Raw genomic sequence first — 25,920 nt, forward strand, 5'->3', positions numbered from 1 at the left:
AAAGCTAACGTAAAACAGCAAAGCTACTAATAGTTAAACGCCCATTAATTGGATCGCATACATAATCGTTAGCCGCATTTATATTACCAGAGTGCAATAAGTTGCTTGGGTATATAACAACCCGATTTAACTTTGCCTCTACACTGTAAACTTGCTCAAACAAAGCTGTACTGCCATTTATATAATGTGGGTTTTTGTGAAGCTTTTGCGCCATAGCTTGCTGCTTAATAGTTTGCCTATATGGCATAAGTCGCTCTTTTGTTATGCGTTCATACCCTAGGGCTCTATGCTTATAAAATGAAGTGCCACCATGCGTTTCATCACATAAAAAGTGCACCATAGCAAGTTGATTCATATTAGGTGTATCAAAATGAGGGAGCATTTGTATTGGCCTTAGCTCATCAGGTTCAGTGCATGCAATTGAAAAAGCAGAAAGTATTACATCAAACTCGCTTTTATCTGTCATATCAAAGTGTGAATTAATAATTGGCGCAAGGTCTTTTAACCGCTCGATATAACTAAGCGGTGCTGCTTTTCTTACTCCTGGATAAAAATCACTTTCTTGTGCGCAAAATGTTTCTCTGGCGTTTTGAGAAAACACAGCAAAATTAATAAGTTCATCTACATTATTTACAAAATCATCAATAACAATAATTGGGGTTTGCTCCTCCCCAACAGTGTGTATCTGTAACACCATATTTTTGTTAAGTGTAAAATCAATCATCGGCTAAATTAAGCACCGCATTTTTACGCTCAATCAATGGGTATATTTGGCCAAGTGAGGTTATAACAGTATAAATAGCGGGTAATAAAGCGCGTTGATGTAAAAGCGTAATTTGATCACTATTAAGTTGTGCGAGTCTTTCTTGATTAATAGTGTATAAGCCGTTTAACTTTGTTTTTTGACTGTTCTGAAACGTTACCTCAAGCGATAATGGCTGCAGTAGCTCATGCTGTAACAAGGTATCTATTAACTTTTTATTGTCTATTTCGCCTTGTAGTAAATGCCCTAAACACTGCTTTATTTTTTTAAAATAACCACTTTCTTCTGCGTTTTGGGTATAAATTGGTTCTAAATCATTCTGGCTTTGCGCTTGGTTATCAATGACTGCTGGGCTATTTAAATTAATACACACAGGGTATTGAGTTTGCTTTGCATGAGTATCACCAACAAAAAATGGCTGACGCTGTAACTGAAGCGGTAAATATACTCCCTGCCACTGCGAGTGCTGATAAAACAAGTTCTCATGTTGCTCAAAGCCTAATAAAGCATTGAGTGTAAACTCCCCTGTTTCTGAGTTTTTTGCAAAAACTATAGGCTGCTGAACGGCAATTTGATTAAGTTCTGCCATAACAACAGGGATCATATTAATGTTTTCAGCGTGTGATTGTGCTTTTTGTGTGTCTATTTTTATATGCTGATGAGCACTTTGCTCTAATGCGACTAAATTTTCCATGCGTGTCTCTTTATTGTTTTTATGTGTAAATTTTTAAGCTAAATAGCGCTAAAGCCATGACTCTTAATTTTATTTAACAATTCTCGGTTACTAGGTAAGTTAGTGACTGCTTGGTTTATCATGCTTTTATTTTTATCAAACTGACTTTTAGCAAAATCAGTGTCTTTAAGCATATAGGAAGTTGTGCTGTAGTCACTTTTAAAGCCCATACCATATAAAACATATTGATAACTCGCCGCTGGAAACACCTCATTGTTACTTGTAAAGTCGTGGTCAGCAGGGGCGCGGTATTGCCATAATTTCATTAGATCTTGTAGGCTTTGAGGAATCGTTTTTGGGTCTCTGTTATCACGCCAAAATGCGTTATCGTCACGGGTTGATAAAATATAGTGTAACTTTAAAAAGTCGATTATTTTTTCCCACCTGTAGCTAAACGTCTCATTAAAGCGCTTGGCGGTAATATCTATAATATCGCGGGTGTGGGGGAGTTGTTCGCTTATCATTTGCGCTGACATTTCTACTAATACCAATGCAGAAGCTTCAAGCGGTTCCAAAAAGCCAGCCGAAAGCCCTACCGCAACACAGTTGTTCTGCCAAAAGTGTGAGCGATGGCCACTTTTAATAGGGATTTTTCTAATTGTTAACGACTCTATTTTATCGCCAACATACTCTTTAAGCTTTTCTCGTGCTTGTGCTTCGCTACTGTATTTACTCGAATACACATAACCTACCCCACGGCGGTGTTGTAACCCTATATCCCATATCCAGCCTGCTTCTTGCGCTGTTGAAATTGTGTGAGACGCAATGCTCTCATCTTCATTCTCATAGGGGACTTGCACTGCTAAGGCGGTATCGATAAACAGCACATCATCGCAAGGCATAAAAGGAACCTTATAATGCTCGCCTAATAACAATGATGAAAAACCGGTACAATCGACAAATAAATCACCGCTAATTTCACCTTGTTGCTTTGTGGTAACACTTGCAATATCGCCATTTTTACCACTATTGACCTGTGTTACATCAGCTAAAAAATGTTTAACGCCAAGCTCCTGCGTACAATGTTTTTGTAAAAAAACGGCAAATTTTGCCGAGTCTAAGTGGTAGGCATAATTGGCTAAGGCAGCATATTCTGGGGTGCGAATTGTTTTAGGAGCAAGCCCTTGCTCACAAATAGCTTCTTGGTAACACACTGCATTTGAAAAAGACGTTGACTCAGCGGTGTTATTTAACCAATGCCCTGCCATATCTGTTTTTGAAAAGCCCTGTGGCAAAACTAATGGGTGATAATAAAAATCATCATTGCTGCCATCCACCCATTTGGCAAATTTTGCACCTTGTTTAAAGCTTGCTTCGCACTCACGTATAAAGTCGGTTTCGCTAATACCAAGTGCTATTAATGTACTACGCATGGTAGGCCAAGTGCCTTCACCAACACCTATAATTGGTACATTTGGAGATTCAACTAGCACAACATTAAGGCCATCGGGGGTATTACTTTTATGGTGCGCCGCTAATCGTCCGGCTGTTAGCCAGCCCGCTATACCACCACCAACGACAACCACTGTTTTTATTTTTTTATTTTGCTGGTTCATACTTGTTACCTATAAAGGCATATTTAAAAAGTGGCTATTACTAAATGTAAAAGCCACTTTATTAATTAAAGTTAAAAACTACCGCGAATACCTAACGCAAAACGTCGTCCGCTATCTTCAACCAATAATAATTGATTAGAAAAACGACCACGCTTGTGCACATATTCTTCGGTTAAGTTAATACCTTCAAAAAATACCGATACATTTTCGGTAATGTCATAGCTGCCGCTAGCATCAAGTTGTGCGTAATCTTCCACAATTGTCACACCATCACCATTTAGCTGTGTAAGTGACTGTACGAAGCTATCGCGCCAGTTATAGGCTAAACGCGCTTGAAATGGTCCATTCTCATAAAAGCCAACCACATTATAAGAGTCGCTTAAGCCTGTTAATGCAAATACTTGAGTTATATCTGCAGGGTCTAGCTCTGCATCACTGTCTACAAATGTTGCATTAACCATAAAGCCAAAGCCACTGTCAAAACTATGCTGTAAGGCTATTTCCCAGCCATCAACAATCGCCGATTCGCTATTATTTGGTAAGGTGTTTGTAAATACAGCCGTTGAGTCGGCTGCATCAGGGTTATCTACATCGTTACCTGTTGAAGGGTCAGTCAACAATCCGCCACCAGACAATTCAAAGGTTAAATCTTCAGTGGTATTGATAATGAAGTTAGCAACATTCTTTCTAAAGTAACCAGCGGATAAATAACTGGCATCAGCGTAATACCACTCTAATGATAAATCTAAGTTATCAGAGGTAAACGGTTCAAGTTCAGGGTTACCAGAGCTTGATGTTAAATTGCCCCCCTGCCGAGTTGTTTCGATTACAGTTACAGGCGACATACTATCGAGTGTTGGTCGTGTAATTGTTTGTGATACAGCAGCACGTGCTATTAGCTCATCACTTATTTCAAGCTTTACACTAAAGTTAGGTAAAATCGCTTCGTAATCTGAACTTGCTGAAATATTTTCTACGGCGCCAAAGTTAGCAAGCATTTCCGTTTTATCTAAGATCGTTAATGCACTAACTGGCTCGTCTGTGCCTTTTACTTCTACATCGGTGCTTTCGTATCTAAAGCCGGCTGTTGCGTATAAAGGCATGCCTGCAAGTTCAGCTTCAAAATCAAATTCTGTATAAAACGAGAAAGTATCTTCAGTTATCTCAAACGACTTATTACGCTTAACTGCATCAAAACTAATAGGCTGACCATTCGCTGCAGCTATTTGCTCAAGGTACGCAAAGTTTGCCTCACCATCATGTGCAAGCCATGACGTTGGCATACGACCGCTGCCGCTCACATCAGATAAAAAGTCATCTCCTGCGTCAAATACAAATTGCGCTAAGCCATCCATACTTGGGTCATCTGGGTAACCACAAAAAGTACAGTGAATACCAACACCTTCGTTATCCCAACGATCGAGATTTTTTGTTTCAGTTGAATACATAGCACCAAATTTGACCGAGACTAGGCCTGATGTACCATCGTTATGCCAAATGCTATCCCAACGAAACTGATCCACGGTATCTTCTACAGCCCAACCACGGCGTAGCATTACATGTGCTCGGCTATTGGCTGTATCTAAATGGTTTGATACGCCATCAGGTGTAACTGCAGGGTTATAAGCAACACCGTCCAGCTCTTGCTGGCCGCTATAAATGTTAGGGTTAGCAGAGGCAAACTCACTCGCATAAGGTAAAATCCCCCCATCCACTTCAAATCGAACTCGGTTAGCATAGCCAATCAACGATAACTGATCCCCGCCACCATTATTAGCCTCACGCTCAGCTTTTGAGTGGCTTAAATCAAACTTCATATTTAAGTTATCGTTTACATGCCAATCAAAGTTTAAACCTAATGCGCTAGAGTTGGTTAAACGATCAAACTTTTTAGCGTGCATATCGGTGGCAAGGCCTACCTCTTGATATAAATCAACCACAGTGCCATTTTCATCAACAGTTGGCCCTGCAGCGCCGCCAAAGCCTTCTAAGTTTGGCGCTGTAAACCAATGCCCATAAGACGTTGTGTCTGCTTCTACATCAAAATCAGAGTAGAGCGCATCAGCAGTGATAACTAAATCATCTGAAGGTGCGTACTGTATTACTAAGTTTGCATTGGTACGTGTACGTGTTTCTGTTGTTACTTTATGATCGTAATTACGCGGCGAAAAAATATTACCGGTGTATGCTTGCCCGCTTTGAGTTTGCGGGTTTGGGACGCCCACGTTTTCTAACCAGCCGTCTACCTGCGCCTGGTTTAAGCGTGTTTCGCGCTCTTGGCGAGAAACAGCGAACAACACACCCAATGTGTCATCATTAAATGTATTACTAATTAATCCAGAAATTTCAGGTGTGGTTTCTTCGCTATTTTCATCGTAAATACCCTTAACGCTACCTGCCACTTTAAAACCGCTAATCGCAAATGGTCGCGCAGTATTTACATTTACTGTTGAGCCAATACCACCAGATTGCATAGTGGCTGTTGAGGTTTTAAATACATCTAAGCTTTTAACTAGCTCTGATGCAATAGTATCAAAGCTAAACGCACGGCTTTGATTTTCAGAGGCCATTTGGCGACCATTTACAAGCACAGTATTAAACTGCGGGCCAAAACCACGCACCGTAATAAGCTGCCCTTCACCGCCTGAACGGTCTATTGAAACCCCCGTAATTCGCTGTAAAGACTCAGCTAAATTTGTGTCAGGAAATTTACCAATATCTTCTGCTGAAATGGAGTCGACCACGCCGCCCGCTTCTCTTTTGGCATCCATAGCTCGGCCAAGCGAGCCTCTGATCCCGCGTACTTCAATTATTTCTGGTTCTTGTGCTGCTGTCTCTGCCACTGCAGGGAGCGTTGCCATTGTGCTTAGTACAGCTAGTACAGCACTGGACACGCCATTTTTTTTATAGTTAGCCATGTTGTCAGTTCTCTCGAAACTTGGGTCTATTAAAATAGATATTTGCCCATCTTCGCTAACATGCGGTTGCAACCCTGTGCCATCGAGTAAAATCTGTAATGCGTTTATTATTGAATACTCGCCAGCAATAGTATTTGTTTGTAACTGCTGAATTTTATCCAGCGGAAAAAGCAAAGTAATATCGGCTTGCTCGGCAAAATTTATTAGCGATAAATCGGCCCTTTGTCTTGGAATATTAAACACAGCTTTATCGTTTACAGCGCTCGCTTTTACCTCGGTGGTGAGTAAGCTAAAAACCAGCGCATAAAGCGGTAAACAAAGCGGCAAATGTAAATATTCCTTGTGTATAGTTTTTGGCCACACACAGAACAAAGACGAGTGACTTTTTATTTTCCTCCATAAATTTTTTTTATTTTTTTTTAATAAATTATTTTTTTGACTAGCCATGCTAATTTTTTTTATGCCTTTATTATTTTTATTGTTTGCGCTTTTAACTGTATTTTTAAACAATTAAAAATACAGTCCACATTGCAGTTTTTTACTTATTAATTAAAAAGTTAAAGTTTCTAAAGTACAGAGCCAGTACTTAGTAAGGTATTTATAATGGCAAAAACTGTAGTACACTTCGCCTTTACATTACAAGCTTTATGCCCTTTGCGGTTAGTGAACATTAAATTTAAAAATAAAAAAACTTATTTATTTTTTAAATTTAATGGCGGATTTTTTCTTACCATTCGTCTTAGTTTGTATTGGCAAAACAATAACAATAATTGCCGTAAACACACACACGAGACACACACTAAATGACGAAAGACACACTTTTTTATAAGGTCTATTTGGCCTCGCGCAAAAGTCTCTCAAATGTAGTTGCACGTATAGTGCCGCCACATGAAATTGAAGATATAGTGCAAGAAACTTATGTGCGAATTTGTCAGATTAAAAACACTGAAAACATAAGCTCACCAAAATCTTTTATTTATAAAACGGCGCGAAATTTAGCGCTCGATTACCAAAAGCAAGCCAATATACGCCTAGTCGATGGGATCGACAACATGGAAGCGTTAGAGCAACTCTTAGCGGAACACCAGCAAGACGAAATGTACGAAAAAGCACTCACCGATAGTGAATTTTCTAATTTTTGTGAAGCCATACGGCTTTTACCTGTGCAGTGCCGTAAAGTGTTTGTATTAAAAAAAGTGTATGGTTATTCGCAGCGAGAAATTGCTGCTCAATTAAACCTTTGTGAAAGTACCGTGGAAAAACATATAGCAACAGGCATGAAACGTTGTACGCAATTTATGCGTCAATCTACAAAAAGTGTTTATGGGCAACCAAATACTTCTTCGCAGCTAAATGCAGGAGGGAGGAATGAGTAATGTTCATCATATAAACGAACGAAACACTAGCGACGATGCGCGCCTTGATAAAGCAAGTGAGTGGCTGGCTAAACTTGATCGTGGACTGTCTAAGCTCGAAGAACAAGCGTTAAAGCAATGGTTGTCACAATCTTATAAAAATGTAGAGGTGTTACTTGAAGTAGCACAGCTTTGGGACAAAATGGACGACCTCAGCCGCTTGTCAGATCTGTTTCCACAAACACCAGTAAAACAAAAACGCCTCCCTGTGTGGTTAGGTGCAACAGCTGCATCTATTTTATTAGCTGTTGCACTTAGCTTTTTTCAAGAAGCGTTTAACTTTTCATTTTTTTACCCGGTTAATCAATCAGCTGTGGTTGCTAAACAGCTTAATTTTCAAACCGACGTAGGTGAAAGTAAGGACATACTGCTTTCTGATAAAAGTAAAATCACCTTAAACACAAATAGCTTTGTTCAAGTGAGGTATACCCAACACGCTCGCGTAATAAATTTACTGCGTGGCGAAATTCATATAGACGTAGCTCACGATAAAATGCGCCCTTTAAGTGTTATCGCTGGTGATAAAGTTATTCAGGCTGTTGGTACTGCATTTAATGTAGAAGTAGGTCAAAAGCAAATAGAACTGATTGTGACAGATGGCAAAGTCCTTGTTGCAGAGCAAAGTACCAAACCGTTACCAAATCTTTCCCAAGGGACTAATAAACAAGGTCAGTATTTATCAAATAGTTCAACTTCGGTGTCAAAGGGAGAAAAACTTGATTTAAGCTTCAAAGGCAAAATTGCTAAAGCGGCCGAAAAAGTTGATCCTATGGATGTAGCCGCTAGATTATCGTGGCGTAAAGGTAGCTTAATATTTAGAGGTGAATCACTTGCTGAAGCCATGGCTGAAATCAGCCGCTATACAAATATAGATTTCGAGCTTTCAGAGGATGACCGTCTCAAAAAAGTACAAGTAGCTGGCATGTTCAAAACGGGCGATATTAAAGGACTGCTAGAAGTATTAAACAATAATTTTAATATTGATTATGAGAGAGTTAGCCCAGATAAAATTCGTTTAAAATACGCAGCACCACACGTCTCAATATAGTAAAGTACACAATAATAAAAACCAGGACACACAATTATGACATCACCTCTCTCGCCGAGCAGTAATAGCTCGGCGCACACATTGGGCACATGCTCTCTTTTTTACGTAATTTTTATCTCTGCCGTGGCTGCTATTGGTGGCTTTTTATTTGGTTTTGACTCGGGTGTTATTAACGGCACGGTGTCGGCACTCGGTAATGCGTTTAATTCAAGCAGTGTAGCTACGGGCTTTAACGTAGCGTCTGTATTACTTGGCTGTGCCTTAGGTGCACTTGCTGCGGGGCCGCTGGCTGATAAGTTTGGTCGCCGTGCAATTATGATCATCACCGCGATTATTTTTGCCATTAGTGCGTTTGGCTCAGGCATTAGCGAAAGCTCGGCCGAGTTTATTTTTTACCGTTTATTTGGTGGCTTAGGTATTGGTGCTGCATCGGTATTGGCGCCGGCTTATATTGCAGAGGTTGCACCACCTGCCCTTCGTGGTCGTTTAGCTACATTACAGCAACTCGCTATTGTATTGGGTTTATTTGCTGCGTTTTTAAGTAACTATTTAATTGCTGATGCAGCAGGCAGCGCGCAAAATATTTTAATGCTTGATATAGCCGCTTGGCGCTGGATGTTTTGGGCTGAGCTTGTGCCTGCAATACTTTTTTTAGTGGGGGTGTTGTTTATTCCTGAGTCGCCTCGTTATTTAGTGGCGCAAGGTAAATTAGACGATGCAAAAACAGTATTTAGTAAAATTTCGAACGACAACGTTGCTGCGCAAATAAGCGATGTTAAAAGCTCCTTACGTAGCGATAAAAAGCCAAGTATTCGCGACTTATTTATTGATGGCAGTAAAAAAGTACACCCGATTGTATGGGCGGGTGTTGCGCTGAGTGTGTTTCAGCAATTTGTAGGTATAAACGTGGTGTTTTATTACGGCTCTGAGCTGTGGCAAGCCGCTGGGTTTGACGAGTCGCAATCGTTATTTATAAATGTATTAGCGGGTACGACTAATATTGTATCGACCTTTATTGCTATTGCCCTTGTTGACAAAATTGGCCGTAAACCACTGTTGCTTATAGGCAGTATTGGTATGTTTATCAGCTTAAGCGCGCTTACTTATATATTTGGTAGCGCAGGCCTTGATGAAGCAGGCAAACTTGCCCTTAGCGATAACATGGGTACGTTTGCGCTTATAATGGCTAACTTATTTGTGGTATTTTTTGGTTTAAGTTGGGGCCCTGTTGTGTGGGTGCTATTAGGCGAAATGTTTAATAACCGTATTCGCGGTGCAGCGCTTGCTGTTGCTGCAAGCGCGCAGTGGATTGCTAACTTTGCCATTACCATGACCTTCCCTATTATGCTGGCTAATATTGGCCTTGCCGGAGCGTACGGCTTTTATGCTTTATCGGCACTTATTAGCATATTTTTTGTGGCTAAATACATTACAGAAACCCGTGGTAAAACACTTGAGTCTATGTAATTAGTCCTGAAAGCGGTGAACCCTTTTCACCGCTTTGTGTTTTTTAGGTAAGTGATTGATTTAACAGCAGCATTAAACCATCTAATAATTACTGCACTAAACATTGGCTTACCAATCGCGTTCAGTATTCCTTTTTACTATAAGGAATCGATTTAAATTCCTTTTTTGAATATAGAAAATTAGCTATTGTCCGCGTTTTCCCACTACGTATGTCTATCAAAATGAAAAATAAGTTAGTATCTGGTTTGGCCCTAACCCTCACTTTAGGTTCGTTTAACGCATTTGCTACCAATGGGTATTTTACTCATGGTTATGGCATGACCCACAAAGGCATGGCGGGTGCGGGTGTTGCGCTATCTGAAGAGTTAATGTCTGGCGCTAATAACCCTGCTACCTTTTTAGCTAATGGCACGCAATTATCTGTGGGCTTGGAGCTTTTTTCGCCTGATCGAAAATACTCAGCATCTGATGTAGATACCTTTTACCCTGACGCATTTTACCTGCAAGCAAAAACCCAAAAAAGTGATAACACTTTATTTGCTATTCCTGAGTTTGCTATTGGCCACCAGCTTAATGACAAAGTAAGTATTGGCTTATTAGTTTATGGTAATGGCGGTATGAACACCGACTACAGCGCCGATTCAGAGCCTGAAGGCACATTTTATGCTGGCACTACTGGTGTTGATTTAAAGCAAATGTTTATTAGCCCAACAATAAGCTACAAACTTAACGAACAAATACGCCTTGGTGTATCGCCAATTTATGCAGTGCAGCAGTTTAAAGCTACAGGCCTTGGAAACTTTGCGCCTTTTTCTCAATCGCCCCAAGCCCTTACCAATAATGGCACCGACACCAGCACAGGCTTAGGTATTCAATTAGGTATTAGCCAAGATATAAACTCGTCATTAAGCTGGGGAGCAAGTTACCGCTCATCAGTATCTATGCAAGAGTTTGATAGCTATAAAGGTTTGTTTGCAGAGCAAGGTGGATTTGATTTACCTAGTTCGCTTCAAATTGGCGCAGCTTATAAAATTACGCCAAACAACCAGCTTGTATTTGATTGGCAAAAAATAAATTACAGTGAAGTAAACAGCATTGCTAACCCGATTGATAATTTAATGTCGGCTCCATTAGGTGGTGATGCGGGCGCAGGTTTTGGTTGGGACGATATGACCATTTATAAACTTGGCTATCAGTGGCAGCGTACAGCAAAACAAAAAATTCGCTTTGGTATTTCGTATACAGAGCAACCTATTCCTTCATCAAACGTTTTACTTAATATTTTAGCGCCAGGTGTGCAAGAATGGCATTTTACTACGGGGTTTAGCCATTCTATTAGTAACACGGTACAATTAAATGCAATGGCTTTTTACTCGCCAGCTAAAAAAGTATCGGGTGCTAACTACTTAGCGCCAAACCAACAAGTATCAATTGAAATGGAGCAATCAGGCCTAGGTGTGTCGGTTGTTTGGGGAATATAAAATGGTTACAGAGTTTACGCCAATAGCGGCAGCTATAGGGGGGGCTTTAATAGGAATAGCGTGCGCACTATTACTGGTTTTATACGGAAAAATAGCCGGTATATCAGGCATTGTTAAATCTGTTTTTAATAAGCAAACGGCTGAGTCGCGTTGGAAATTATACTTTATTGTAGGGCTATTATTAGCCGGTATTGCGGTGCGTATATTTGCGCCGTCTTTATTAGAAGGTGAGCTGAGCTTATCGCCTGTGCTTATAGTTGTAGCTGGGCTACTTGTCGGTATGGGCACCTCATTAGCTAATGGCTGTACAAGTGGCCATGGCGTATGTGGCATGTCGCGTTTTTCTACCCGTTCGTGGGTTTCAACATGTACATTTATGGCCGTGGCTATAATTACAGCAAACCTAGTAGGGTAAAAAAATGACAGCAGTAATTCATGTTATTTTAGGATTTATATTTGGTTTAGGGCTTATCATTAGTGGTATGACAAACCCCGACAAAGTACTTAACTTTTTAAATTTTCAAAACCAATGGGATGGCAGTTTAATTATTGTAATGGCTGTGGCTATGGGAATAATGATGCTGGCGTGGTTTTGGGTTGCCAAAAAAGATAAACCACTGCTTGGTGAAACGTTTACTTTAAGTGATGTTAAAAACATTAGCCCTCGGCTAATCACTGGCTCTGTACTGTTTGGTTTAGGATGGGGATTAAGCGGCATATGCCCAGGGCCGGGCCTTGTGCAACTTACTTCACTTAAAATGGAATTTTGGTTATTTTTTGCAGCCGTACTTGGCGGTATGTGGATAGCTAAAAAAGTATAAATTTAACTTCGAAAGATATACGGCCTTAGTCCTTTATTAAAACTGGCAGGTATTAGATTGCATTTTAACGCTATTTAAATAGCCTCTCTTTCCTGCCTTGGCTAACTATTCATATAGGTACATAACTTGCTGCTTACTCTTTTAAGTTTATAAAAGAGAGGTAAGTAATGTCTGCTACTACTTTTTACAACCTAACAGAGCAACCTTGGGTTGTTATTGCTATTTGTTTAGTTTCTATAACTATAGCTTTGTTTTGTATCCGCTTTTTTATAATGTACTGGCTTAAAAAGTGGACCTCTCATACTAAATTTATATTCGATAGCTTACTTATCGCCTCTATCTCTAAACCGCTTACCCTTTGCACAATTATTGTGCTACTCACCATTATAGAGCAAGGGTTGTTAATACAAGGCGAGCCGGTTGCGAGCTATATTTCGTTTTCGACCATTAATATTATTTTGGGCTTAGTGGCTATTATTTTATTTTTTGACCGCTTTTTTGTGGGCACCATTAATTACTACAGCAAAGAGTCGGCGGTGATTTTTAATTCGCAAAGTATTATTAAAGGCATTATTAGGGTAAGCGTTTTATCGGTCGGGGCTTTAGTGCTGTTAGGCACCTTGGGTATTTCTATTACGCCTATAATTGCCTCGTTAGGTATTACGTCATTAGCGGTGGCACTTGCCCTGCAACCCACCCTTGAAAACTTTTTTTCGGGCGTACAGCTTGTTATAGATAAACCCATACGGGTGGGGGATTTTATTGAGCTTGAGTCTAAGGAGCAAGGCTTTGTAGAGAAAATTGGTTGGCGCTCTACATGGGTTAAAATGCTGCCAAATAATATGATTATTATTCCTAATAGTCAGCTTTCTAAATCGCGTATTATTAATTACTTTTACCCAGAAAAAGAACTGAGTGTACCTGTTGATGTAAGCGTTCACTACAGCTCAAACCTAGAATTTGTAGAGCAAGTAACGCTAGAAGTTGCGCGCCAAGTACTAATTGACCATGAATGGGGGGTTGATGATTACAATACCTTTGTGGTGTATCACACCTTTGATAACTCAAGCATTAATTTTACCGTAATGCTGCGCGCAAAAGAGTACTTTAATCGGTTTTGGGTTAAATCTGCTTTTATTAAAGCGCTACATAAACGCTATAACCAAGAAGGTATTGTGATCCCCTTCCCTATTACAGCTATTAACACAGCGCAAGAAGCCGCTAATTTTAATAGCGATAAAAATTAAGCGCGAGATAAGCTCGCGCTTAAATTGCTTTAAAATTTATAGGTTACTTGGCCTACTATTTCTCGTGGGCTGCCCGGGAAATGACCGTTACGCTCACTAAAGCCACTTACTGCGTATTCTTTATCAAATATATTATTAATATTTACGCTTAATAACACATCGTCAAAGCGCGTAGTCCAGCTCATATCAAATACAGTAAAGGGTTTAACTTTTTGGCCATCTTGGCTTATTTGCTCGCTTACGTAATTTGCGCCAAATGCTATAGACGAGTCGATGCTATCAAGCGCAAAACGCGACCATAAACCTGCTTGGTGGCGCGGCGCATTAGCAAAGCGAGAGCCATCACCGTAGGTGCTTGAAATAGTATCGCCGGTTGCACCTTCAACAACCAATGTATCGTTGTAGGCGTAGTTAGCGGTTAGCGTCCAGTGCTCGGTTAAATCGCCCACCAGCGTTGTTTCAAATCCGCGGCTTTCTACCTCACCAATATTTAAAAGTGCTGCAATGCCATCACCCGCGCCAGTGTCGTCGGGGTTACTCATTACTACGTTTTCTTTATTAATTTGGTAAATAGCAAAGGTGCTCATAATTTTGCCATCTAGCCATTGGTTTTTCATACCAATTTCGGTTTGTTTACCGGTTTCTGGCGTTAAGTTGCCCTCGCCCTCTACATCTTCTTGATCGCCCGATGATGCTGGGTTAAAGCTTTCTGAGTAGTTTATGTATAACGAGGTATTTTCAACAGGTTGGTATGTAACGGCCACGCGCGGTGTTACATCGTTATCTGAGTAACTGTAACCAGTTTCTTTATTTAGCTCTTTAAAATAGTCGTAACGCAGGCCGGCAATCACGGTCCATTGCTCGTTAATGCTTACAACATCTTGTACGTAAAAGCCAAAACGGTCGGTTTCAACACCATCGCGGTTCATGTCGGTAAGGTTATAAGTGCTTGGGTCGGTTTCGCCGTAATTTAAGTCAAATATGTTTAAGTTAGCCACGCCATCCGCTTCATAACGGGCGCGTAAGTAATCGTACTCGGTATCAACTATGTGGTAGTCGCCACCAAATAATACTTGGTGTGCTAATTGGCCTTGCTCAAAGCTATAAACAAAATCGGTGGTTAAGCTTGTTTCTTCGTTGGCGCGGTATTGCTTTCGGTATTCGCGTTTAATGGTTTCGTCATCAATGTTTGCTTCACCATCGCCGTTTACATCTACCCAGCTTTGCGACTCATGGTAGGCTTGGTCGCGTTCGTTATCCATGTAACGCAGTGTGCTACTTACAGAAAAATCATCATTAAAGTAATGCTTTAGCTCGGCTTGCAGCACTAACGCTTCCATGTCTTGGTAGTCAAATGCTTCATTTGCGTTGTAACTAGGGTCAACTAAAAAGTTGCCATTATCATCTACCGGTACACCACGTAAACGGTTACCGCCTAAGTCTTGCTTAATGTAATCAACAGTGGTGGTTAGTGTGGTTGAATCGGTTAAATCAAATAATAAACCAGCGGTAAACTCACTGTTTTTTGAATCTGCATTATTACGAAAGCTGTCTTGCTCCTCATAATAACCACCTACTCTGTATGCCATGGTGTTGGTTAAACCGCCGGTCATATCAAGTGAGGCACCATGTGTGTTGTAATTACCAAGCGTTAGTTTTAGCTCTTTAGTTTGCGTATAACTTGGCTTTTTAGTCACGTAGTTGATCATACCGCCTGGCTCACCGCCACCATATAACGCAGAGGCTGGGCCTTTTAATACTTCTACACGTGCAACATTAAATAATTGGGGTACACCAAAGCCCGAGTACGGGTCGCCGCGTACTCCATCGTAAAATACATTGGCATCGTCTCTAAATCCACGAAAAGTAACGCCCGAATAACTGTACTCACTTACCCCGGCTATTGAGCGGTATAAATCGGTGATATCGCGCGCGGCTTGGTCAATAATAAGCTGCTCGGTTAATACCTGCGCAGATTGCGGTAATTTAATAAGATCTAAATCCGTTTTAGTCCCAATTTTACTTTCGGTTTCTAGGTAAAACTGCTGAGCGCGGCCTGTTACTTCTATTGTTTCAATTTCGTTATTTTGCTCGGCAAATGCCACATTAGAAAAAGCAGAAAAAGACGCAGCAATACTAAGCGCCAAGTATTTTTGGTTAAACATGTTGATCCTGAAAAGAGGTGTATAAAGCGCCGCGAATGATAACGACTATCATTACTATATGCAATGCAAATAATTTCATATTCATCCTTATTTTTCGAATTAATCGCAACTAAAATAGGTACTTAAAGACTTTTATGCTCACGTTTTATACATATTCCCTTTGCGCAGTGTTGAACCAATTAAGGAACTCAGATAGTGTGTATTTTTCATACGCTTTATAATAGCAATTCGCATTAATACTTAATCATTGTGTGGGGCTAAACGTGTCGCTACTTGCGTTAAAAATTCTCTTTTACGACTGCATGGATGCAAAAGGTAGCGCAATGCAGGAGCAATTGCCGAGAACGACTAAATAGCGAATTTTTTGCCTAGCTATCAACACGTTTTTCTAGCATCAAAATAACCACTTAATTAAGCGAATTGGTATCAGCCTTTTTATGAGGAGCAAACCATGTTAAACCGACTATTTTTAGGGGTTATTTTACTCTCGGCCACGGCCGTGGCGAGTGCGAATGACAGCTTAGTACGTTTTCAAAGTAATTATTCTGTTCAAGAAACGGCTAACCGTTTTGAAAAAATAGCCAGTAACAAAGGGATAACCATTTTTGCGCGGGTAGATCATCAAAAAAACGCTCAAAATGTTGATATGGAATTGGCCCCAAGTGAAGTGATTATTTTTGGTAATCCAAAGGTAGGCACACCGTTAATGCAGTGCCAGCAAAGTGTGGCGATAGACTTACCGCAAAAAGTACATATATCTCAAGACAACAATGGCCAGGTTTGGCTAACCTATAACAGCCCCACTTATTTGCAAGAACGCCACAATATAAAAGGCTGCGAAGAAGTACTTAATAAAATAGCTGTGGTACTTAATAAGCTTTCTATGGCAACAGTGGCCAAATAATTAAAGTTATACCAAACCGCAATAATACTTAATTAAGCGAATTGGTATTAATATTAAATAACTTAAAAAAACACGCAATAAAAAACCCGTTAGCTAACGGGTTTTCTATAAAGTTAATAACACTTTTTATCGCGTGTATTAAGACTCAATAGCCAAAAGCTCTACTTCAAAAATAAGCAGTGATGCAGGTGGAATACTGCCCACTCGCTTTTCGCCGTAGGCTAATTGGTGCGGTACATAAAATATGTACTTATCACCTGGGCTCATAAGTTGTAAGCCTTCGGTCCAGCCTTTAATAACTTGATTTAATCCAAAGCTTATTGGCGTTTTACGCTCTACTGAGCTGTCAAATACGGTGCCATCTATTAACGTGCCGTGGTAATGCACGTTTACTTTACTAGTAGGGTTAGGTGTATTTTCGCTTTCACCTTTGTGCAGCACTTTATACTGTAAGCCTGAGGCGGTTTCTATTACGCCCTCTACTTTTGCGTTAGCGACAAGGTAGTCGGCTTCAATTTGCGCATTAATGCCAGCTTGTTGCTTTGCTTTTTTACTATTTTGAAAAATTAAAAAACAAAATATAGCGATGATCACCGCTAAAATTATATTTATCATTTAGTGTTTTTCCTCATCTTCATCGGCTTCTTTATCTTCTTCGCTATCGCCATTAACTATGTCGGCTATGTCTTTTAAGCGTGCTAAAGCAATACCGTTAACAGAATCCTCTGGGTATTCGCCGTCAATAATATCGCCGGCATCAATATCCATTAATAAGTTAAGTGCTTGGTCTACAGTTTCTACTGCGTAAATATTAAATTTACCGCGCTCTACTGCATCAAGTATTTCATCATCAAGTACTAAGTTAACTTGGTTAGATTTAGGAATAATAACGCCTTGCTCGCCTGTTAAGCCGCGCATTTTACACAGCTTAAAAAAGCCTTCTATTTTTTCGTTTACGCCGCCAATAGCTTGCACATCACCGTGTTGGTTAATAGAGCCTGTAAGGGCAATAGACTGGCTAATAGGCAAACTGGTAATAGCCGATATAAGCGCACATAACTCAGCAAGTGAGGCGCTATCGCCATCTATATACCCGTAGCTTTGCTCTATAGCTATGTTAGCGCTTAGCGTTAAACTAAAGTGCTGGGCGTATTTGTTACCTAAATAACCGGTAAGTAGCATTACACCTTTTGAGTGAATTGCTTTACCTAGTTCGGCTTCACGCTCAACATCTATTACACCATCGGCGCCGGCATATACGGTGGCGGTAATACGCGCGGGTGTACCAAACGACGTATCGCCAATGTGCAGCACTGTTAAGCCGTTTACTTTACCAATGGCTTGGCCTTGTGTGGCAATAAGCGTGTGGCCTTCTTTTATATCGCTTAGCATGTTTTCGCTTATTTGGCCGGTGCGGTACTGCTTACCTTCAATGGCTTCATCAATATGATGCGCATCAATCAGTGTTTGCTTATCTTGCTTGGCGTAAAAGCTGGCCTCAGCCACCAGTTCAAGCACATCGGCAAAGCGCGCCGATAATTTATTATGGTGCTCTGCTTGGCGGTAGCTAAATTTAAGTAACCGCACCATGGCGGCCTCTGTGGTTGTGCACTTTAACGTTTGCTGGCAGTACTCACTCACTTTAGTAATAAATTGGTACTGAAGCTTATCGCTACTTGGTAAATAGTAATCAAAGTCGGCAAGTACTCTAAACAGCTCTGCAAACTCTTCATCGTACTCACCTATGGTGTAATACAAATCGCGCGAGCCTAATAAAATAATTTTTACATCAAGAGGAATTAATTGCGGGCGCAGCGTAAAACTGCTGCCTACTGAGCTGTCTTGATACGGTAGGTCGTTTTTAATTTGGTGCGTTTTAAGCGAAAGCTTTAAACCATCCCACACTTGCGGGTTGGCCATCACTTTTTCGGCATCCATAATTAAGTAACCGCCATTTGCACGGTGCAATGCACCAGGCTGTATAGAGCGATAACTAGTTATAAGCGAGCCTTGCGATGTTGAATACTCAATTTTGCCAAATATATTGCCAAAGGTTGGGTTTGGCTCATACACCACAGGTGCGGCATCGTCTTCTTTAAATTCAACTAAAATATTAGGCGCAAAAAAGTCGGTAAGCATGCCTTTACGGTCAAAGTCTTCTTTGCTTTCTTCGCTTTCATCTTCATCATCTAGCCATTCAAGTACTGCATCAATTATTTCTACGCGAATGTCTTTTAAGTAGCGCAGCACTCCAATATGTGCAGCGTATTTATGCTCTAAGTCTTTTAATAATGGCTTTGTAGCTTGCTCGGCTGTGGCCTTTTTTAGATTACGCTGTTTTTCTTTTGATTCGCGTTTCCAGCGAGGCAGCTCAATCAGCGCTTCAATTAAGGCATCTTCTAGTTTTTCTATTTTTTCAAAAAACTCATCACGAAGCTCTTCATCTAAGGCGGAAAATTCGTTATCGCTTAACTGCCTGCCTTCAACTAAAGGCGCAAAACCTACGGCGTTTTTCTCTTCTATTAGCGCTACGCTTTGCTCAAGCGCCATTTCTTCTACTGCGGTAATAGCGCTGTCGTAAGCGTCGTTAAATTCGCTCTCGATTGACTTTTTTTTGCGTTGATAAGCAGGATTATCAAACGCTGCCGGAAAGGTGTCGAGTACTTCATCTAAAAATGAGTCTATGTCGTCACTTAATTGCTTGCTTTGCCCTGCTTGCATAAATAGCGCAATTGGCTCGCGGTGGTCGTCGTAATTATTAACATACAACCACTCGTTAGGTGTGGGGCGATCTTTTGCGTGTTGTTTAAGTTTGTCTTTTACGAGTGTAAATCGGCCATGCGCGGCCTCACCCATTACATAAACATTGTAGCCTGGCAGCTCCATCCCAAGTGAAAAGTCGAGAGCACTTTGGGCGCGTTGTTGGCCTATAAAGGTAAGTTGCTCTGGGTATGGATTGCTCATACACGTGCTAACGTGATTAGTAGAAATGCTCGGTGCGAGCTGTGAAACAGATAATGGCTGCAGTTTTTTCGTCATTCTAACTTCTTTTTGTACCAACATACTCGCTGGCTTTGGGCGTATTAAGTGGCCTACAAGCCACTTAATACATATATTTAGGGTTGTAATGCCTTACGGCTAAAATAAATACCATCACATTCAATGCACGGTGTAATTTGTGTAGCGTGATAAATATCAAAACTATGGGTGCAATTCTTACATACTAATGTGCCCATGGCTATCCATTCGCCTGCGTGATACATCCCATTGTGCTTAAAATCTTGACTAAGAGACTGCCATTCAAGCTGGGTTTTGTCCTCTATGTGTGAAAGCTCATACCATAACGACTCTTTAAGCTCTTGCCATGCAAGCGAATTATAGTGCGATTCGTTTTCTTGAACGTGTTCTATGTCGCGCTGCAAATAACTTTTATAGAGTCCGTATTTTTCTTTGCCTAGGTCTTTAAGTGCTTGCTCAGATTCAACAAATCGGGTCATTGCATCTTTTACTTCGTGATCTTTTACATCTTTTAGCCAATTAGTTAAATCGTTAAGCCATGTTTTATAATCTGCCATTTTATACTCCATCAAAATCAAGGGCGTGTTGGCCTTTAACATAGATAAGTATAGGTTAACCTGCACTGAAAGTGAGATTTTAACAAAACCGTGCTTATACGCTGTGATTAGGCTTTTATTTGGGGTATCCTATCGGCAATTTTTTATTAGTTTGCAAGAAGTCTGGAATCATAGATGCAAGAGCAATATAACCCGCAAGACATAGAGTCAAAAGTCCAAAGTTACTGGGAAGAAAACCAGGTATTTAAAGTCACCGAAGATGAGAGCAAAGAAAAGTATTACTGCCTTTCTATGTTCCCATACCCAAGTGGCCGACTGCATATGGGTCATGTGCGTAATTACACCATTGGTGATGTTGTTTCTCGTTTCCAGCGCCTGCAAGGCAAAAACGTAATGCAACCAATGGGTTGGGATGCGTTTGGTTTACCTGCAGAAAACGCCGCTATCAAAAACAAAACAGCGCCAGCTAAGTGGACGTACGAAAACATTGATTACATGCGTAACCAACTTAAGCAATTAGGCTTTGGTTACGACTGGGATCGTGAAATAGCCACGTGTCACCCAGAATACTACAAATGGGAACAATGGTTTTTCACTAAGCTGTACGAAAAAGGCTTAGTGTACAAAAAAATGTCAACGGTTAACTGGGATCCAGTTGATCAAACTGTACTTGCTAACGAGCAAGTTATAGATGGCCGCGGATGGCGCTCTGGTGCAGTGGTTGAGCAAAAAGAAATTCCACAGTGGTTTATTAAAATTACTGACTACGCACAAGAGCTTTTAGATGACTTAGACAAGTTAGAAGACTGGCCTGAGCAAGTTAAAACCATGCAGCGCAACTGGATTGGTCGCTCTGAAGGGTTAGACATTGAGTTTACGCGTACCGACAACAACGAAAAGTTTAGCGTATACACAACACGCCCAGATACATTTATGGGTGTAACTTACCTAGCCGTTGCCGGTGGCCACCCTATTGCGCAAGAAGCCGCTAAAAACAGCGATGCAATTGCAATGTTTGTTGAAGAATGCAAAAACACCAAAGTTGCCGAAGCAGACATGGCCACTATGGAGAAAAAAGGCATTGCAACAGGCTTTTACGCGACTCACCCATTAACGGGCGAGCAAGTTCCAATTTGGGTTGCTAACTTTGTATTAATGCATTACGGCTCAGGCGCGGTGATGGCAGTACCTGCACACGACCAACGCGACTATGAATTTGCCACAGCATACGGCCTAGACATAAAACAAGTAATTGCACCGGTTGAAGGCTCAGAGCTTGAAGTAAATTTAAAAGAAGAAGCATTCACTGAAAAAGGCGTGTTAGTTAATTCTGGCGAATTTGATGGCCTTGATTTTGAAGGCGCATTTAACGCTATTGCCGACAAACTAGAAGCACTGGGTGTGGGTGAGCGTAAAGTTAACTTCCGCTTACGTGATTGGGGTGTTAGCCGCCAGCGTTATTGGGGTTCACCAATCCCAATGCTGAGCGACGAAAACGGTAACGAATTAGCCGCCACCGAAGAAATGCTGCCAGTACGTTTACCAGAAGATGTAGTTATGAATGGCGTTACTTCGCCAATCAAAGCAGACCCAGAATGGGCAAAAGCAACGGTAAATGGCGTACCAGCAACACACGAAACAGATACCTTTGACACCTTTATGGAGTCGTCTTGGTACTACGCACGTTACTGTAGCCCGCGTCACGACGAAGGTATGCTTGACCCAGCAGCAGCTAACTACTGGTTACCAGTAAACCAATACATAGGTGGTATTGAGCACGCTATTTTACACTTATTGTATTCGCGTTTTTTCCATAAGTTATTACGTGACTTTGGTTTAGTAAATTCAGACGAGCCATTCGATCGCTTACTTTGTCAGGGCATGGTACTTGCCGAAACGTTCTACCGTAAAGATGAAAAAGGCGGTGACGTATGGATTTCGCCAAGCGATGTAAATACCGAAACTGACGAAAAAGGCCGCGTAACTAAAGCATGGCATAAAGAAGATGGTGAACCTGTGTTCTCATCGGGCATGAGCAAAATGTCTAAGTCTAAAAACAACGGTATAGACCCACAAGAAGTAATTGCCCAATACGGTGCAGATACTGTGCGTTTATTTATGATGTTTACCGCACCACCAGAGCAAACGCTTGAATGGTCAGACTCAGGCGTTGAAGGCGCGCACCGCTTCTTAAAACGTATTTGGAAATACGCAGTAGATGTGAAAACAGTTGGCTACCAAGCACTTGATAAATCAGCGCTTAGTAACCCACAAAAAGTGCTGCGTCGTGAGCTACACAAAGCCATTGCAAAAGTGAGCGATGATATTGAACGTCGTCAAACGTTTAACACTGCAATTGCTGCCATTATGGAGCTTTCTAATAAGTTATTAAAAGCGCCGTTAAACGATACACAAGATGTTGCTATTGCTAACGAAGCATTAGAAGCCCTACTTATTATGCTTGCGCCAATTACGCCGCATTTATCGCACCAGTTATGGCAAGAGCTTGGTAAAGAGGGTGACATTTTAGATGCAGCATGGCCTAAAGTTGACGAGTCTGCCCTTGTTGAAGATGAAAAATTAATCATCGTACAAGTAAACGGAAAACTACGCGCTAAGCTAACTGTAGCCGCCGATGCAACACAAGAGCAGGTAGAAGCACTTGCGTTTGCTGAGTCTAACGTAACTAAATTTACTGATGGCGCAACCATTCGTAAAATTATTTACGTACCGGGTAAACTACTTAACGTGGTAGCTAACTAAATGGTTAGCTTTAACACCCTTAAAAACACATTAGCCTTAGTGCTAATGTGTTTTGTGTTATCTAGCTGTGGCTTTCATTTAAAGAAAGCCTCTAGCCTGCCTGATAACCTTAAAACGCTTACACTTAAAGGTGATGATGAAAAATCATCGTTATTTTTAAACCTTAAAAAAGAGCTTAAAGCCAGTAACGTAGAACTGACGCCTTCGGCTAAAAATGTTGCCCAGCTTTACTTACGCAAAGAAAGCATTGAGCGCCAAACCTTGTCGTTGTTTCAAAATGGTCAGGTGGCTGAATACGAGCTTGCCTACGGGGTTAGCTATGTTGTTAAACGCCCAGGCGAAAAAGCCATAGAAAAACGCTTTGAGCTTTATCGTAACTACCAAGACGACCCCGATCACGCACTTGCAAAAGCAAAAGAGCTTGAGCTGCTTATTAGCGAAATTCGTAAGCAAGCCAGTGGTCGTATTGTTAGAGAGCTGTCGCAACTATAATGCGCTGTTATGCTAATCAGTTACCGAGTGAATTAAATAAAGGTTTGAAACCCTTTTATTTAGTGTTTGGTGAAGAACCGTTTCAAGAAGCGCAATGTGTGCAGCAAATACGCGACACAGCAAAAGCCCAAGGCTTTGATGAGGTAATTAAATTTACCCTAATGCAAGGGTTTGATTGGCAAGAAATTATAGCTCAATATCAAAGCATGTCTTTGTTTAGTGCGCGCACTATAATTGAGCTTGATTTAAACCAACAAAAACCTGGCACCCCAGGTAGTAATACCTTTAAAAAAATAGTCGAGTTAATTAACCCTGATACCATTTTAATTGTAAAAGGGGCTAAAGCCAGCCAAGACGTACAACGTGGCGCTTGGTTTAAAGCGCTCGATAAACACGGTGTATTTGTACCGTGCTACCCGCTTGCAGGGAATCATTTAAAACGCTGGTTAGATGAACAAGTAGCGCGCCTTTCTCTAAATATGCAAAACGAAGCAAAACTGAGCTTAATTAACGCTACCGAAGGCAATTTGTTAGCGTGTTTTCAGGAGCTCGAAAAGCTCTCGCTACTGCATGGTAATGCCTTAATAACCCAGCAACTTGTGATGCAAGGGCTATTAAATCAAGCCAAGTTTGATATTTTTGATTTAAGTGATGCCCTATTAAATGGCCACGCCAAGCAAGCAATTAAAGTACTTAATAAACTGGCCAGCGATAACACCGAAGTGGTGAGTATTTTATGGGCTATAAATAAAGAACTCACCAGTTTGCTCACTATTCAGCAAGGGCTTTTAAATGGCGAGCCTATCGCACAGTTATTTAAAAAAAATGGTATTTGGAAAAACCAGCAAGGCCCAGTGCAAAATGCGATTAACCGCTTAAATATTAATACCCTTGAGCAAATAAGCAGTGAGCTTGCACTGTTTGATTCAAGCTACAAACAAGGTAACTTAATTGCGCCTTACCAAGCGCTTGCCCATATTTGTATTAAGTTTTGCCAGCCGCTTGATATTCCAATACCTTGCCACGCACTTAACTAAAGATTTTTAACATGATTGCAATTTTTGGCGGCACCTTCGACCCCGTGCATTTAGGCCACCTAAATATGGCCTCACAGTGTGTAAATACATTTAAATTATCCACGTTGTACTTTATGCCCTGTGCCCTGCCCGCGCACAAAGCTGCGCCAGGTATAAGTACAGCGCACCGTATTAATATGCTCAATGCCGCTATAGCTCCTTACCCTCATTTTGCACTTGATTTAAGAGAGCTTAATCGTACTGGGCCCTCGTACTCATTGTTGAGTTTACAAGAACTAAGAGCTGAGCACCCAGATACGCCAATTCTTTTTTTAATGGGCATGGACTCGTTTAATAACCTCAACAAATGGTATGAATGGCAAGCAATTACACAGCTATGCCATATAGTGGTTTATCATCGCCCGGGGCAAACATGTAACCCAAATAAGGCGCTTAAAAGCTATGTCAGTAATGCCCACACTGAAGCGCCACAGCAACTTGCCACACACAACTTTGGTAAGCTTTATTTTTTATCTGGTGAGACCCTTGATGCTGCCTCAAGCACTATTCGAGAGCAATTAAAAAAAACCAATAAAAATAATGAACTATTACCCGAACCTGTCAGTCACTACATTAAGCAACACCAGCTTTATCAAAGTGATGATTAAAACCCCCTAGCATGTTAAAATGCACGCTATTAAATTTAAAATTGAGACAATACCTTGGATTCGAAACAACTACTTGCCTTTGCACTAGACAAAATTGACGATATGAAAGCACGCGACGTGGTACAACTAGACGTACGTGACAGCTCAGACATTACCGATTACATGGTTGTGTGTTCGGGTACTTCTAAGCGTCATGTGCAATCAATTGCTGATAACGTAGCAAAAGAAGCTCGCCACGCTGGCGAAGAACCTTTAGGTTACGAAGGTCAAGACGAAGGCGAATGGGTACTGGTAGATTTAGGTGATGTAGTTGTACACGTGATGCAAGATCACGCACGTAGCTATTACGATCTAGAAAAACTGTGGGGCTAAGCGCCACTATTTTTTAATTGAGCTTGGAAGTATTACGTGAAAATACAAATGATTGCCGTTGGCACAAAAATGCCAGCGTGGGTAGAAACCGGATTTGCAGAGTACCAACGCCGTTTTCCTAAAGATATGGCGCTTGAGTTAATAGAAATTCCGGCCGGTAAACGCGGTAAAAATGCCGATATTAAACGCATTTTGCACACCGAAGGTGAAAAAACCTTAGCCGCTATTCCAAAAGGCAATCGCATTGTTACCCTTGAAGTAACAGGTAAACCACTTGATACTCACCAGCTTGCTAAAAATATGGAAAAGTGGCAGCTCGATGGCCGCGACGTTAGTTTGCTTATTGGCGGCCCTGAAGGGTTAGCCCCTGAGTGCATTGCCGCCTCTGAGCAAAAATGGTCGTTATCTAACTTAACGTTACCGCACCCTTTGGTGCGTATTATTGTTGCCGAAAGCCTATACAGAGGCTGGAGCTTAAATAACAACCATCCTTATCATCGCGAGTAACGCCTTGTT

22 protein-coding genes are annotated in these 25,920 nt (G+C 41.0%); 14 read left to right on the forward strand and 8 right to left on the reverse strand.

What is annotated here, in order from left to right; genetic code table 11:
* Window positions 1–4: 4 nt before the first annotated feature.
* The 4 genes from NQT65_RS04910 to NQT65_RS04925 all read right to left on the reverse strand — a co-directional run bounded on the left by NQT65_RS04910 (window position 5) and on the right by NQT65_RS04925 (window position 6,417).
* A complete protein-coding gene (locus tag NQT65_RS04910; RefSeq protein WP_154945258.1) occupies window positions 5–724 on the reverse strand; it encodes a DUF6445 family protein in 720 nt (239 codons plus the stop codon).
* A complete protein-coding gene (locus NQT65_RS04915) occupies window positions 717–1,457 on the reverse strand; it encodes a SapC family protein (RefSeq protein WP_256850636.1) in 741 nt (246 codons plus the stop codon). The genes NQT65_RS04910 and NQT65_RS04915 overlap by 8 nt, the downstream gene beginning before the upstream one ends.
* A 38-nt stretch (window positions 1,458–1,495) precedes the next feature.
* Window positions 1,496–3,052, reverse strand: a complete 1,557-nt coding sequence (locus NQT65_RS04920; protein WP_256850637.1) for a tryptophan halogenase family protein — start codon at window positions 3,050–3,052, stop codon at window positions 1,496–1,498.
* Between the two features lie 71 nt (window positions 3,053–3,123).
* Entirely contained in the window at window positions 3,124–6,417 is a 3,294-nt protein-coding gene (locus NQT65_RS04925; protein ID WP_029772169.1) for a TonB-dependent receptor, read from the reverse strand.
* Between the two features lie 356 nt (window positions 6,418–6,773).
* On the opposite strand from NQT65_RS04925, the gene NQT65_RS04930 reads away from it, so the two are divergent.
* The 7 genes from NQT65_RS04930 to NQT65_RS04960 all read left to right on the forward strand — a co-directional run bounded on the left by NQT65_RS04930 (window position 6,774) and on the right by NQT65_RS04960 (window position 13,449).
* The gene (locus tag NQT65_RS04930; RefSeq protein WP_256850638.1) at window positions 6,774–7,346 is read left to right on the forward strand and encodes an RNA polymerase sigma factor; all 573 of its coding nucleotides are present in this window, start codon (window positions 6,774–6,776) and stop codon (window positions 7,344–7,346) included.
* A complete protein-coding gene (locus NQT65_RS04935; RefSeq protein WP_004585932.1) occupies window positions 7,339–8,433 on the forward strand; it encodes a FecR family protein in 1,095 nt (364 codons plus the stop codon). Before NQT65_RS04930 ends, NQT65_RS04935 begins: the two co-directional genes overlap by 8 nt.
* A 36-nt stretch (window positions 8,434–8,469) precedes the next feature.
* The gene (locus tag NQT65_RS04940) at window positions 8,470–9,900 is read left to right on the forward strand and encodes a sugar porter family MFS transporter (RefSeq protein WP_256850639.1); all 1,431 of its coding nucleotides are present in this window, start codon (window positions 8,470–8,472) and stop codon (window positions 9,898–9,900) included.
* A 221-nt stretch (window positions 9,901–10,121) separates the two neighbouring features.
* Window positions 10,122–11,381, forward strand: coding sequence for an OmpP1/FadL family transporter (locus NQT65_RS04945; protein WP_256845536.1), 1,260 nt, complete (start codon window positions 10,122–10,124; stop codon window positions 11,379–11,381).
* Between the two features lies 1 nt (window position 11,382).
* Window positions 11,383–11,796, forward strand: coding sequence for a YeeE/YedE family protein (locus tag NQT65_RS04950; RefSeq protein ID WP_054982225.1), 414 nt, complete (start codon window positions 11,383–11,385; stop codon window positions 11,794–11,796).
* 4 nt (window positions 11,797–11,800) lie between these two features.
* Entirely contained in the window at window positions 11,801–12,202 is a 402-nt protein-coding gene (locus NQT65_RS04955; protein WP_029772173.1) for a DUF6691 family protein, read from the forward strand.
* Window positions 12,203–12,369: 167 nt separating this feature from the next.
* Window positions 12,370–13,449, forward strand: coding sequence for a mechanosensitive ion channel family protein (locus NQT65_RS04960; RefSeq protein ID WP_256850640.1), 1,080 nt, complete (start codon window positions 12,370–12,372; stop codon window positions 13,447–13,449).
* A gap of 29 nt (window positions 13,450–13,478) precedes the next feature.
* Here NQT65_RS04960 and NQT65_RS04965 read toward each other — a convergent pair whose 3' ends face one another.
* Window positions 13,479–15,614, reverse strand: coding sequence for a TonB-dependent siderophore receptor (locus tag NQT65_RS04965; RefSeq protein ID WP_256850641.1), 2,136 nt, complete (start codon window positions 15,612–15,614; stop codon window positions 13,479–13,481).
* Window positions 15,615–16,065: 451 nt separating this feature from the next.
* On the opposite strand from NQT65_RS04965, the gene NQT65_RS04970 reads away from it, so the two are divergent.
* Window positions 16,066–16,518 (forward strand): DUF302 domain-containing protein, encoded by a 453-nt coding sequence (locus NQT65_RS04970; RefSeq protein ID WP_248462480.1) that lies wholly within the window; start codon window positions 16,066–16,068, stop codon window positions 16,516–16,518.
* 138 nt (window positions 16,519–16,656) lie between these two features.
* On the opposite strand, the gene NQT65_RS04975 is transcribed toward NQT65_RS04970, so the two are convergent.
* From NQT65_RS04975 to NQT65_RS04985, 3 genes are all read right to left on the reverse strand, one after another.
* A complete protein-coding gene (locus NQT65_RS04975; RefSeq protein ID WP_029772177.1) occupies window positions 16,657–17,133 on the reverse strand; it encodes a BamJ family beta-barrel-assembly machinery protein in 477 nt (158 codons plus the stop codon).
* Window positions 17,134–19,557 carry a Lon protease family protein gene (locus tag NQT65_RS04980; RefSeq protein ID WP_256850642.1) on the reverse strand — a complete coding sequence of 808 codons (2,424 nt, stop codon included), beginning with the start codon at window positions 19,555–19,557 and terminating at the stop codon, window positions 17,134–17,136. It abuts the gene before it with no gap.
* 77 nt (window positions 19,558–19,634) lie between these two features.
* Window positions 19,635–20,093 (reverse strand): zinc ribbon-containing protein, encoded by a 459-nt coding sequence (locus tag NQT65_RS04985; protein ID WP_121637210.1) that lies wholly within the window; start codon window positions 20,091–20,093, stop codon window positions 19,635–19,637.
* 174 nt (window positions 20,094–20,267) lie between these two features.
* Here NQT65_RS04985 and leuS point away from each other — a divergent pair, with 174 nt between their 5' ends.
* The 6 genes from leuS to rlmH are packed head-to-tail and all read left to right on the forward strand — an operon-like array spanning window position 20,268 to window position 25,911.
* On the forward strand, window positions 20,268–22,856 hold the full coding sequence (leuS, locus tag NQT65_RS04990) for a leucine--tRNA ligase (RefSeq protein ID WP_029772179.1): 2,589 nt from the start codon (window positions 20,268–20,270) through the stop codon (window positions 22,854–22,856).
* The gene (locus tag NQT65_RS04995) at window positions 22,857–23,348 is read left to right on the forward strand and encodes an LPS-assembly lipoprotein LptE (protein ID WP_024033758.1); all 492 of its coding nucleotides are present in this window, start codon (window positions 22,857–22,859) and stop codon (window positions 23,346–23,348) included. It begins immediately after the preceding gene.
* Window positions 23,348–24,385 carry a DNA polymerase III subunit delta gene (gene holA / locus NQT65_RS05000; protein WP_256850643.1) on the forward strand — a complete coding sequence of 346 codons (1,038 nt, stop codon included), beginning with the start codon at window positions 23,348–23,350 and terminating at the stop codon, window positions 24,383–24,385. The genes NQT65_RS04995 and holA overlap by 1 nt, the downstream gene beginning before the upstream one ends.
* Before the next feature lie 11 nt (window positions 24,386–24,396).
* Window positions 24,397–25,032, forward strand: a complete 636-nt coding sequence (nadD, locus tag NQT65_RS05005) for a nicotinate-nucleotide adenylyltransferase (protein ID WP_256850644.1) — start codon at window positions 24,397–24,399, stop codon at window positions 25,030–25,032.
* A 54-nt stretch (window positions 25,033–25,086) separates the two neighbouring features.
* On the forward strand, window positions 25,087–25,404 hold the full coding sequence (gene rsfS / locus NQT65_RS05010; protein ID WP_024033760.1) for a ribosome silencing factor: 318 nt from the start codon (window positions 25,087–25,089) through the stop codon (window positions 25,402–25,404).
* 36 nt (window positions 25,405–25,440) lie between these two features.
* On the forward strand, window positions 25,441–25,911 hold the full coding sequence (rlmH, locus tag NQT65_RS05015; protein ID WP_004585918.1) for a 23S rRNA (pseudouridine(1915)-N(3))-methyltransferase RlmH: 471 nt from the start codon (window positions 25,441–25,443) through the stop codon (window positions 25,909–25,911).
* Window positions 25,912–25,920 lie beyond the last annotated feature (9 nt).

Origin of the sequence: Pseudoalteromonas agarivorans (genome assembly GCF_024518735.1) — a bacterium.
GTDB classification, from domain to species: Bacteria; Pseudomonadota; Gammaproteobacteria; order Enterobacterales; family Alteromonadaceae; genus Pseudoalteromonas; species Pseudoalteromonas atlantica.

Excerpts from the sequence above, each read along its gene's own strand:
- NQT65_RS04910 (WP_154945258.1), bottom strand. The coding sequence starts at position 724 with ATGATTGATTTTACACTTAACAAAAATATGGTGTTACAGATACACACT.
- NQT65_RS04915 (WP_256850636.1), bottom strand. The coding sequence starts at position 1,457 with ATGGAAAATTTAGTCGCATTAGAGCAAAGTGCTCATCAGCATATAAAA.
- NQT65_RS04920 (WP_256850637.1), bottom strand. The coding sequence starts at position 3,052 with ATGAACCAGCAAAATAAAAAAATAAAAACAGTGGTTGTCGTTGGTGGT.
- NQT65_RS04925 (WP_029772169.1), bottom strand. The coding sequence starts at position 6,417 with ATGGCTAGTCAAAAAAATAATTTATTAAAAAAAAATAAAAAAAATTTA.
- NQT65_RS04930 (WP_256850638.1), top strand. The coding sequence starts at position 6,774 with ATGACGAAAGACACACTTTTTTATAAGGTCTATTTGGCCTCGCGCAAA.
- NQT65_RS04935 (WP_004585932.1), top strand. The coding sequence starts at position 7,339 with ATGAGTAATGTTCATCATATAAACGAACGAAACACTAGCGACGATGCG.
- NQT65_RS04940 (WP_256850639.1), top strand. The coding sequence starts at position 8,470 with ATGACATCACCTCTCTCGCCGAGCAGTAATAGCTCGGCGCACACATTG.
- NQT65_RS04945 (WP_256845536.1), top strand. The coding sequence starts at position 10,122 with ATGAAAAATAAGTTAGTATCTGGTTTGGCCCTAACCCTCACTTTAGGT.
- NQT65_RS04950 (WP_054982225.1), top strand. The coding sequence starts at position 11,383 with ATGGTTACAGAGTTTACGCCAATAGCGGCAGCTATAGGGGGGGCTTTA.
- NQT65_RS04955 (WP_029772173.1), top strand. The coding sequence starts at position 11,801 with ATGACAGCAGTAATTCATGTTATTTTAGGATTTATATTTGGTTTAGGG.
- NQT65_RS04960 (WP_256850640.1), top strand. The coding sequence starts at position 12,370 with ATGTCTGCTACTACTTTTTACAACCTAACAGAGCAACCTTGGGTTGTT.
- NQT65_RS04965 (WP_256850641.1), bottom strand. The coding sequence starts at position 15,614 with ATGTTTAACCAAAAATACTTGGCGCTTAGTATTGCTGCGTCTTTTTCT.
- NQT65_RS04970 (WP_248462480.1), top strand. The coding sequence starts at position 16,066 with ATGTTAAACCGACTATTTTTAGGGGTTATTTTACTCTCGGCCACGGCC.
- NQT65_RS04975 (WP_029772177.1), bottom strand. The coding sequence starts at position 17,133 with ATGATAAATATAATTTTAGCGGTGATCATCGCTATATTTTGTTTTTTA.
- NQT65_RS04980 (WP_256850642.1), bottom strand. The coding sequence starts at position 19,557 with ATGACGAAAAAACTGCAGCCATTATCTGTTTCACAGCTCGCACCGAGC.
- NQT65_RS04985 (WP_121637210.1), bottom strand. The coding sequence starts at position 20,093 with ATGGCAGATTATAAAACATGGCTTAACGATTTAACTAATTGGCTAAAA.
- leuS (WP_029772179.1), top strand. The coding sequence starts at position 20,268 with ATGCAAGAGCAATATAACCCGCAAGACATAGAGTCAAAAGTCCAAAGT.
- NQT65_RS04995 (WP_024033758.1), top strand. The coding sequence starts at position 22,857 with ATGGTTAGCTTTAACACCCTTAAAAACACATTAGCCTTAGTGCTAATG.
- holA (WP_256850643.1), top strand. The coding sequence starts at position 23,348 with ATGCGCTGTTATGCTAATCAGTTACCGAGTGAATTAAATAAAGGTTTG.
- nadD (WP_256850644.1), top strand. The coding sequence starts at position 24,397 with ATGATTGCAATTTTTGGCGGCACCTTCGACCCCGTGCATTTAGGCCAC.